Source organism: Pseudomonas sp. KBN10P06128 (genome assembly GCF_037574945.1).
GTDB lineage: Bacteria > Pseudomonadota > Gammaproteobacteria > Pseudomonadales > Pseudomonadaceae > Pseudomonas > Pseudomonas aeruginosa.
The window spans coordinates 4,736,737-4,746,166 of record NZ_JBBELR010000001.1 but is presented as its reverse complement, the minus strand read 5'-3'; the positions used below and the strand labels follow the sequence as shown (position 1 = coordinate 4,746,166).

Annotated in this window: 12 protein-coding genes; 2 read left to right on the top strand and 10 right to left on the bottom strand. The window is 64.8% G+C overall.

The genetic code is table 11. From position 1 onward, the window contains the following. Positions 1-98: 98 nt before the first annotated feature. The 4 genes from VQ065_RS22200 to VQ065_RS22185 all read right to left on the bottom strand — a co-directional run bounded on the left by VQ065_RS22200 (position 99) and on the right by VQ065_RS22185 (position 4,302). Positions 99-1,931, bottom strand: coding sequence for an ABC transporter ATP-binding protein (locus VQ065_RS22200; protein ID WP_003091539.1), 1,833 nt, complete (start codon positions 1,929-1,931; stop codon positions 99-101). Between the two features lie 62 nt (positions 1,932-1,993). Continuing rightward, a complete protein-coding gene (gene ppiA / locus VQ065_RS22195) occupies positions 1,994-2,557 on the bottom strand; it encodes a peptidylprolyl isomerase PpiA (RefSeq protein ID WP_003091538.1) in 564 nt (187 codons plus the stop codon). Beyond that, on the bottom strand, positions 2,539-3,366 hold the full coding sequence (locus tag VQ065_RS22190; protein WP_003091537.1) for an alpha/beta fold hydrolase: 828 nt from the start codon (positions 3,364-3,366) through the stop codon (positions 2,539-2,541). The genes ppiA and VQ065_RS22190 overlap by 19 nt, the downstream gene beginning before the upstream one ends. Before the next feature lie 6 nt (positions 3,367-3,372). Further along, positions 3,373-4,302 carry a LysR family transcriptional regulator gene (locus VQ065_RS22185; RefSeq protein ID WP_003091534.1) on the bottom strand — a complete coding sequence of 310 codons (930 nt, stop codon included), beginning with the start codon at positions 4,300-4,302 and terminating at the stop codon, positions 3,373-3,375. A 199-nt stretch (positions 4,303-4,501) separates the two neighbouring features. Between VQ065_RS22185 and VQ065_RS22180 the strand changes: the two genes are divergently transcribed. Together VQ065_RS22180 and azoR3 are read left to right on the top strand one after the other, a co-directional pair. Further along, a complete protein-coding gene (locus tag VQ065_RS22180; RefSeq protein ID WP_003091533.1) occupies positions 4,502-4,819 on the top strand; it encodes a hypothetical protein in 318 nt (105 codons plus the stop codon). Between the two features lie 146 nt (positions 4,820-4,965). Then, a complete protein-coding gene (gene azoR3, locus VQ065_RS22175) occupies positions 4,966-5,607 on the top strand; it encodes an FMN-dependent NADH-azoreductase AzoR3 (RefSeq protein WP_003091530.1) in 642 nt (213 codons plus the stop codon). 254 nt (positions 5,608-5,861) lie between these two features. Here azoR3 and VQ065_RS22170 read toward each other — a convergent pair whose 3' ends face one another. The 6 genes from VQ065_RS22170 to VQ065_RS22150 form a co-directional block, all read right to left on the bottom strand. After that, positions 5,862-6,605 (bottom strand): DsbA family protein, encoded by a 744-nt coding sequence (locus tag VQ065_RS22170; RefSeq protein WP_023098494.1) that lies wholly within the window; start codon positions 6,603-6,605, stop codon positions 5,862-5,864. A gap of 84 nt (positions 6,606-6,689) precedes the next feature. Continuing rightward, the gene (locus VQ065_RS22165; RefSeq protein ID WP_003091526.1) at positions 6,690-7,076 is read right to left on the bottom strand and encodes a glycine cleavage system protein H; all 387 of its coding nucleotides are present in this window, start codon (positions 7,074-7,076) and stop codon (positions 6,690-6,692) included. 111 nt (positions 7,077-7,187) lie between these two features. Next, positions 7,188-7,655, bottom strand: coding sequence for an NmrA family NAD(P)-binding protein (locus VQ065_RS32025; protein ID WP_224786710.1), 468 nt, complete (start codon positions 7,653-7,655; stop codon positions 7,188-7,190). Further along, positions 7,564-8,028: an NAD(P)H-binding protein gene (locus VQ065_RS22160; protein ID WP_003091521.1), complete on the bottom strand. Its 465-nt coding sequence runs from the start codon at positions 8,026-8,028 to the stop codon at positions 7,564-7,566. Before VQ065_RS22160 ends, VQ065_RS32025 begins: the two co-directional genes overlap by 92 nt. 144 nt (positions 8,029-8,172) lie before the next feature. Next, positions 8,173-8,790, bottom strand: coding sequence for a glutathione binding-like protein (locus tag VQ065_RS22155; RefSeq protein ID WP_003091520.1), 618 nt, complete (start codon positions 8,788-8,790; stop codon positions 8,173-8,175). A gap of 75 nt (positions 8,791-8,865) precedes the next feature. Next, positions 8,866-9,420, bottom strand: coding sequence for an NAD(P)H-dependent oxidoreductase (locus VQ065_RS22150; protein ID WP_003091518.1), 555 nt, complete (start codon positions 9,418-9,420; stop codon positions 8,866-8,868). Positions 9,421-9,430: the final 10 nt, after the last annotated feature.

Genomic DNA, 9,430 nt, shown 5'->3' with positions numbered 1-9,430 from the left:
TCGACGGCGGTGATGATTGCCGCGCAAAGGCCCGTTGCAGAGCCGTTGACAAGGTCACCCAAGCCGGGCGGCGCGAGCCGCCGCCCGGTGCCGAGGCTTCAGTCGACGCCGACGAAGCCGCCGGTCTGGTGTTGCCAGAGGCGCGCATAGAGGCCGCCATGGGCGAGCAACTCGGCATGCGTGCCGCTTTCGGCGATGTGGCCCTTGTCCAGCACCACCAGGCGGTCCATGCGCGCAATGGTCGACAGGCGGTGGGCGATGGCGATCACCGTCTTGCCCTGCATCAGGGTCTCCAGGCTTTCCTGGATCGCCGATTCGACTTCCGAGTCCAGCGCCGAGGTCGCTTCGTCGAGGATCAGGATCGGCGCGTCCTTGAGCAGCACCCGGGCGATGGCGATGCGCTGGCGCTGGCCGCCGGAGAGCTTCACTCCGCGTTCGCCGACATGGGCGTCGAAGCCGCGGCGGCCCTCGGCGTCGCTGAGCAGCGGGATGAACTCGTCGGCGCGAGCCTTGCGCACCGCTTCCATGAGTTCCGCGTCGCTGGCGCCGGGGCGGCCGTAGAGCAGGTTGTCGCGGATCGAACGGTGCAACAGCGAGGTGTCCTGGGTGACCATGCCGATCTGCGCGCGCAGGCTTTCCTGGGTCACCCCGGCGATGTCCTGGCCATCGACCAGGATGCGTCCGCTCTCCAGGTCGTACAGGCGCAGCAGCAGGTTGACCAGGGTCGACTTGCCGGCGCCGGAAGGTCCGACCAGGCCGATCTTCTCGCCGGGCCGGACCTTCAGGTCGAGACCCTGGATCACGCCGCTGCCCTTGCCGTAGTGGAAGGCGATGTGCTCGAACTCCACCTCGCCGCGCTCTACCCGCAGCGGCTGGGCGTCCTCGCGGTCGACCACCTTGCGCGGCAGGGCGATGGTCTGCATGCCATCCTGGACCTGGCCGATGTTCTCGAAGATGCCGCCGACCACCCACATGATCCAGCCGGACATGTTGTTGATGCGGATCACCAGCCCAGTGGCCAGGGCGATGGCGCCCACCGAGATCAGTTCCTGGCTCCACAGCCACAGGGCCAGGCCGGTGGTGCCGGTGATCAGCACGCCGTTCATCACCGTGATGGTCACGTCCATGGAGGTCACTACGCGCCCGGCGCGTTGCGACTTGAGGGTCTGGTCGCCGATTGCTTCGCGGGCGTAGTCCTCTTCCTGGCGGGTGTGGGCGAACAGCTTCAGCGTGGTGATGTTGGTGTAGCCGTCGACGATCCGCCCCATCAGCTTCGAGCGCGAATCCGAGGCCTCCACCGAGCGGCGCTTGACCTGGGGAACGAAGTAGGCGAGGGCGCCGACGTAGGCGAACACCCACAGCACCAGAGGGATCATCAGGCGCCAGTCGGCCTCGGCGAACAGCACCAGGGCGCTGACGGTATAGATCAGCACGTGCCAGAGGGCGTCCACCACCTGCACCGCCGAATCGCGCAACGAGTTGCCGGTCTGCATGATGCGCTGGGCGATGCGCCCGGCGAAATCGTTCTGGAAGAAGCCGAGGCTCTGCTTGAGCACGTAGCGGTGGTTCTGCCAGCGGATCAGGTTGGTCATGCTCGGGTTGATGCTCTGGTGCACCAGCATGTCGTGCAGGGCGTTGAACAGCGGGCGCAGGACCAGCGCCACCACCGCCATCCAGATCAGTTCGTTGGCGTGCACGCGGAAGAATTCCGCGCTGGGCGTGCTCTGGGCGAGATCGACGATGCGGCCGAGGTAGCTGAACAGCGCCACCTCGATCAGCGCGACGATCAGGCCGACCGCCAGCAGGGCCAGGAACACCGGCCAGACCTGGCGCAGGAAGTAGACATAGAAACGCAGCACTTCGCTGGGCGGCATGCGTTCGGAAGCGCTGCGGAACGGGTCGATCAGACGTTCGAAACGACGATAAAGCATGATGGCTCTCTTCTGGAGCGGGCCCGTCCTGGGCCCGCCGGATCAAGCCCCTGCGGCTGGACTCAGAGGCGTTTGGCGGACAGGATCACCACGTCGTCGCTCGGCACGTCGGCGAAGCCGTTGCGGCGGGTGGTGGGAACCTTGGCGATCTGGTCGACCACGCCCATGCCACGCACCACCTTGCCGAACACCGCATAGCCGAAGTCGCGGGCACCATGGTTGAGGAAGTCGTTGTCGGTCAGGTTGATGAAGAACTGGCTGGTGGCCGAATCGACCACGCCGGTGCGGGCCATGGCGAGGGTGCCGCGCTCGTTGAGCAGGCCGTTGTCGGCCTCGTTCTTGATCGGTGCGCGGGTCTTCTTCTCCTGCATGCCGGCGCTGAAGCCGCCGGTCTGCACCATGAAGCCCGGGATCACGCGGTGGAACAGGGTGCCGTCGTAGTAGCCGCTGTCGACGTACTCGAGGAAGTTCTTCACGCTGATCGGCGCCTTGGTCGGATCGAGTTCTACCTCGATCTCGCCGAGGCTGGTGGCGATCAGGACGTGCGGCTTGGCGGCAGGCGTGGCGGCCAGCAGGGAACCGGCGAAGAGCAGGGTGCAGGCGGCGATCAGGAGACGTTTGAGCATGGTTGTTCCTTGGTTTTATCGATATCGGCGAGGAAGCCGAGCAGGGTGGTGTTGAAAATCTCGGGTTGGTCCATCGGCGTGGCGTGGCGGGAGTCCTCCACCACCACCAGGCGGGCGTCGGCGATCCGCTCGCAATAGGCCTGCTTCAGCGATACCGGCGTGTAGTCGCGATCCGCGCTGATCACCAGGGTCGGACAGGCGATCTCGGCCAATCGTTCCTGCACGCCCCAGCCGATGATCGCGTCGAGGCTGGCCAGGTAGGCGCGCTTGTCGTTCTCCGCCCAGCGCGCCTCGATCTTTTCTCGCAGCCCGGCCTGTTCCGCCTTGGGAAACAACAGCCGGCCGAGGGCGCGGCCGATGGTCCGCAGGCTGAGCAGGCGCGAGAGGAGCCTGCGCTTGGCCACTTCCAGATGTTCGCGGGGCTTGCGCGGGATGACTTCCGGAGTGCTGTTGACGATGGTCAGGCTGCGCAGCAGGTCGGGGCGGTCGCAGGCCAACTGGAAGCCGATCATCCCGCCCATGCTGATGCCGACCAGGTGCACCGGGCCGCAGCCGAGCCGGTCGAGCAGCGCCGCGCAGTCATCGGCGAAGCCGGCCATGCTGTAGCCGCCGCGCGGCTTGCCGGAGCGGCCGTGGCCACGCAGGTCCGGGACCAGCAGGCGGTAGCGGCCCAGCAGGGCCGGCAGCTGGTATTCCCAGTCGCGGGCGCTCGAACCGAGACCGTGCAGCAGCAGGACCGGCGCGCGCTCGGCGGGTCCGGGGTGGTCGTCGTAGACGAGGGTGCAGTCGCGGTGCTGGAAGTCAGGCATCTGCGTTCACTCGGCGGCCGGTTCGGGCGCCGCGAAGGGCGCGTTGAGCGGTACGTTGGCGAACGACTTGAGCATTTCCATGAGGATCTGGCTGGCCGGGCCGAGCGGCTTCTCCTTGTTGGTGTAGAGGTAGAAGCGGCTCTGCCGCACGCCGCCCTGGCTCAGCGGCAGCGGCTTGAGTTGGCCGCTCTGCAATTCGCGCTCGATGATGTGTCGCGGCAGCCAGGCGAAGCCCAGGCCGTTGCCGACGAAGGTCGCCGCGGTAGCCAGGCTGCCCACCGTCCAGCGCTGTTCGGCGCCCAGCCAGCCGTGGTCGCGCGGCTGTAGCCGGCCGCTGTCGCGGATCACCACCTGCATCTGGGTTTCCAGGTCCTGGTGGGTCAGCTCGCGTTGCAGGCGGTGCAGCGGATGGTCGGGGTGGGCCACGGCGACGAACTCGACCACGCTGAGGTCGGCGCCGAGGTGGCCGGGAATGATCAGGCCGCTGATCGCCAGGTCGGCGGCGCCCTGGATCAGCGCTTCCTCGACGCCGGAGAGCACTTCCTCGCGCAGCAGCACGCGACAGCCGCGGCTCTGCGGCATGAAGGCGGACAGCGAGCGGACGATCCGCGCGGTGGGGTAGGCGGCGTCCACCACCAGACGCACCTCGGGCTCCCAGCCCTGTTCCATGTGGTGGGCCAGTTCCTCCAGTTGCCCGGCCTGCTTGACCAGTTGCCGCGAGCGGCGCAGCAGCACCTCGCCGGCCTCGGTCAGCACCGCCTTGCGTCCGTCGATGCGCAGCAGCGGCACGCCGAGCTGTTCCTGCATGCGCGCCACGGTATAGCTGATCGACGATTGCGAGCGGTGCAGGGCTTCCGCGGCCTGGGCGAAGCCGCCGTGGTCGACCACCGCCTGCAGGGTCCGCCATTGGTCCAGGGTTACGCGTGGCGCTTTCATTTCCGCCTCCTCGAATGCAGGGATGCCTCGCCGGCGTTTCCGCGGCCGGCAGGCGATGACGAGTGCGCCGGAGGGGCGACTTCGCTTATCGTGTCGTCGGCATCCTGTACGGGATGGCTGTCCATTCTCTTGACGTACGGGATGCCGTGGTTTTCAGGGTGTTGCCATTTTTCCATCTGTCGCTACCGGGAGTCCGGCCATGAAAAGGCTTTGCTGTTTCGCACTATCGCTGCTGCCCCTGTCCGCTTTCGCCTATCCGATCGAGGTCGACCCGCAACTCAACGGCACCGAGGTCTCCTACAGCACCCAGGACATCGGTCGCGACATGGGCGCCATCCTCCTCACCAACCTGGGTGGCCAGGCGGCGGAATGCACGGCGGTGTTCCGCAACGGCCCGGAGACCCCGAAAGTGCGCAAGGGCGTGATCCAGCCCGGGCAGAACAGCAACTTCACCGCGCAGTTCGGCCGCGACATCATCAAGTTGCGGATCAAGCTGACCTGCAAGATCGCGAAATAGAGCGTTCTCTCACCGAAAGACTAGGTGTTGCCTGTTTATAAATCAATATGGTCGATACTTAACAGCGGTTTTTTCAACTTTTTAATCGATTAATCATTCTCTACCCTCACCTCCATCGTTGTAACGCAGTGGGTGGAGGTCGAGTCATGTCCCGTGTCCTGGTTATCGAGAGCAGTGCCCGCCAACGGGGCTCGGTTTCCCGCCTGCTGACGGCGGAATTCATCTCCCACTGGAAAGCCGCGCATCCCGCTGATCGCTTCCAGGTCCGCGACCTGGCGCGCGAGCCGCTGCCGCACCTCGATGAATTATTGCTGGGAGCCTGGACCACTCCCTGCGATGGCCATAGCGCTGCGGAAAGGCGCGCCCTCGAGCGTTCCAATCGCCTGACCGAGGAGTTGCGGATAGCGGACGTGCTGGTGCTGGCGGCGCCGATGTACAACTTCGCCATTCCCAGCAGCCTGAAGAGCTGGTTCGACCATGTGCTGCGCGCCGGCCTGACCTTCCGTTACGCCGAGCAGGGGCCGGAAGGCCTGCTACAGGGCAAGCGCGCCTTCGTTCTCACCGCCCGCGGCGGAATCTACGCCGGCGGCGGTCTCGACCACCAGGAACCCTATCTGCGCCAGGTGCTGGGCTTCGTCGGCATCCACGACGTCACCTTCATCCACGCGGAGGGCATGAACATGGGCCCGGAGTTCCGTGAGAAAGGCCTGGCGCGAGCCCGCGAGCGGATGCTGCAGGCGCTGGAAACGAACACTTCCCTTTGCGTCCCTCTGCCAACGCTCCGGTGATTGGACGCAGCACCCGGTCGAACCCCTTCCCCCCGCGTGTTCGACCGGGTTTTTTTATTTCGCGATGGTTCCAGGCCCCGGGTTCCGGAGCGCAGACAGTCTGGCAGGGGCTTTCGCGCTGGCGTTGTCGCATCGACACGGGTGAACGGCGCCAGGGGGCCGCGGGGACTGTTGCAAGGAGGACGGTGGACCCTGCCCGCAGAATGCTGTTGGCGGGCCGTGCATTGCGCCACCCGCCTCGCCGGTCCGGATGTTCAGTCGGTGCGTGCGCCCAGCAGATGTTCGATCCGTTCGATCACGCTTGCCGCTGTGGTGGCGCCTGAACTGAGTTGCTTCAGATCACCAGCCAGGTCAAGCAGAAGGGTGGGGAATGCGCGTACGCCCCACTCTCCGCACTGGGCGAATTGCCGATAGACGGCTTGCCGTGCAGCGGCAGTGGCGAAATGCGCGCGGAAGTCTTCGAACGATAGCGAAGCGTCTTCGCAAATGGATCTATAAAAGTCCACGTTCTTGGGGTCCTCGCCTTCGACATAGAACTTGCGCTGCACGGCAGAGAAAAATGCCAGGGTCGCGGAGGCGACAGGCCGCTTCTGGTCGAGCATTTGCTCGGCGACCACAACGGCTCGGCAGGCAGGCTCCGTGTCATAGTCGAAATGCTTTGCCGACAGCAGGGAAAAACCGAATGGTTGACCGGTGACCTTGGCGATATGGGTCCATTCCCGGCGTAGAAACTCCCGGAACTCCGGCCCCCATGCGTCGCCCCCGCCCGCGCGCAGGCCGCCCATGGAGAGGGTGAAGCCGATACCCTTCTGTTCGCAGTACCGTGCGAGTTCTTCGAGCGTGGAGGAAATACCCCAGCACCAGGAGCACATGGGGTCGCCGATGTACCTGAGCGTGACTTCGCCGCCAGGGGCCTGCTTCGCCCCCTGGGGGAGGATGGGAGCAGCGTCGGGAATCCGGCAACTGCCGGTGGCCGGATCGCAGTTCATGAGTGTCATGGTTGGAGTCCACAGGTTGAGGCTGTATGGAGGTCTGCCGCGGCTATCGCGACGCCAGCGCAGTGCCGGCCAGCCAATCGGTCGTCACGGGGCCCAGAACAGTTCGGCATAAGCCTTCTCGTCGAGCAGCGCATCCAGTTGCCCCGGGTTGCTGAGTTTGACCCTGAAGAACCAGCCGGCGCCCAACGGGTCGGTGTTGGCAAGCGTCGGGGTGTCGCGCAAGGCCGCGTTGACGGCGATGATTTCGCCGGAGACGGGGGTGTACAGGTTCGTCACCGCTTTGTCCGACTCGATCTCGGCCGCGGCGGCTCCCTGCGCCAACGTCTCGCCGACGTTGGGCAGGATCACCGAAATCAGGTTGCCCAGGCCGGCCAGCGCCCGTGGGGTGACACCGACGACAACGCTGTCGATAGCGTGGCCATCGAGGGTGTCGGCGAGGCGAACCCAGTAATGGTCTTTGGAAAATTGCATGGACACGGTCGTCTCCCGTTCAACCTGGAAAAACAGAGGTTATGCTGGCGCCCCCAGGCGTTTCTGGTCGGCGCCTGCGACTTTCGACGCCCAAGGCGTCGCAGCCTGGCCCTAGGCCGTCAGGGCGGCGACCTTGTCTTGTGCGTATTCCCGCAGTGTCCGCGGTCTCTTGCCGGTGAGCTTCATGACATCGTCGGTCACTACGCTCATCCAGCCTTGGCGCACCGGGTGGAAGATCGAGGCCATGTGCGCCGCATTGGCGGCGGGCACACCGTTGTTCTCCAGCATGTCGATGAACGCCTTGTCCGATGTCGCGGCGTATCGCACGGGCTTGCCGGTCACTTCGGACAGGATCGCCGCGGCATCGGCATAACTGAGCGCTTCGGGACCGGTGAGGTTGAATGCTTTGCCGTCGAAAGCGGTTGAGGTGAGCGCGGCGATGGCGCTGGCCGCAATATCGCGCACATCGATGAAACTGGTCCTGCTATCACCGGCTGGCAAGGCGATCTGCCCCTGGTCGAGGCCGGCTTTCCAGAAGTGATGGAAATTGTCGGAGAACCAGTTCGGCCGCAAGATCACATGGGGCGTGCCGGATTTCTCCAGCAGGATTTCCCATTTGGCGCATGGGGTTGGCGTCATTCGCATCCACGCCAAAGGCGCTCTGGAAGACTATTTTCACCTTGCGGCTTGCGGCGGCTTCGACGAACGGCAGGAGCAGATCGCGTACGTTCAGGTAGCCGGCGGGCAGGAGCATGTAAGTGCGATCCACACCCTCCAGGGCGGTGGCGATGGTTTCCGGTTTGCCGAAATCGAAGGGCGTACTCTCGACTCCATCCATTTTCCGATTTGCGCGGGAAGCGGCCTTGACGGCCTCTCCCTTGGCCAGCAGGCCTTCGACTAACGGCTTGCCGACTGTTCCCGTCGCACCTAGAACAAGAATTTTCTTCGACATATCGATCTCCAGGATGTCCGCCTCGAGCAGCGGGACGCGTTCAGGAAAGTCCAGGGGGCTGACGTCGGCTGCGAAACCCAGCCACGGGTCTCGTCTGTGCTAGCGCTGGCGTCAGTCCGCGTAGAACCGGTACCTAGCGAGGGCTCAGCACTGGTCGGGGTGTTCCTCCAGTCCTTCGGCCTGTAGCGCGGCCCTGACTGCCGGACGGGCTGCAATCCTGGCCATGAAATCCATCAAGGCTGGGAATGGGGCCAGCGAAATGCCGAATTGGGGGCACCAGCGCGTAAGGGCGAAGAGATGTGCGTCCGCGACGGTGAACTCGTCACCCAGGATGTATGGGCGGCCGTCCGCGAGGAGGTTGTTCAGGTAGGCCACTTTGGCTATCACTGGGCGCTGCGCGGCCGTGGGGTCGTCCGAAGGGGACAGGTAGAACAGCGGGGTGAAGGACTTGTGGTAATCCGAAGAGAGGTAATTCAGTATCTCGTGCAAACGGCTGCGTTCCAGCGTTCCGTTGGCTGGCACCAACGTTGGGGCGTAGCGATCCGCGAGGTATTGGCTGATGGCGGCGCCTTCGGTCAGCAAGCCGCCTTCGAACTCGAGGGCGGGCGCCGTGCCCTTCGGGTTTATCTGGAAGTAATCGCCGCCCGAGGCGGTCTTGTGCTGCCACAGGTCGACCTTGGCCAGTTCGTGAGGCACGTTGGCCTCGCGAAGCACGATGTGGATGGCCAGCGAGCAAGAGCCGGGGGAGTAGTACAGTTTCATGATCGATATCCTTCGAGGTAGTTGCAGGTTCAAGCGACGCGCGCAGGGTGCGCCGGTGATTCATCGGCGCCTGGCTCAGGCGTGCAGCTGTTGTCCGATCCTGGCGACGCGAGCGGCGTAGAGCTTCACGGTCTCGAGATCGCCGCTGGGAATGGCCTGGGCATCCGCGTCGGACGGCGACTGCACCAGCGCGCCGACCGAGGCGCCGAGGTTGTTGATATCCGCGCGGCTCGAGGCCGAGGTGTTGGCGGGAGCCAGGCCCAGGCTGACCCAGATGCCGCCGTGCTGGGACGCCAGCGTGTGCATGAGGATCAGGGAAACCTGCTTGTCGCCGTTCAGGCTTGCGCTGTTGGTGAAGCCGCCGAAGACCTTGTCCTGCCACTGCCGAACAAACCACTTCTTGGAAGTGGCGTCCGCGAACTTCTTGAATTGCCAAGGCACCGAGCCCATGTACGTGGGCGCGCCGAAGAGGATGGATTGCGCCTGGTCGAGCAGGTCCCAGGCTGCCTCGGGAATGTTGCCCTCGCTATCGATCTCGATCAGCGAAGCCTGTGCGCCTTCCGCCGCCGCTTGTGCTACGCGCTTGGTATGGCCATATCCGGAGAAATAAACAACGACTGCTTTTGACATGATGGTTCCC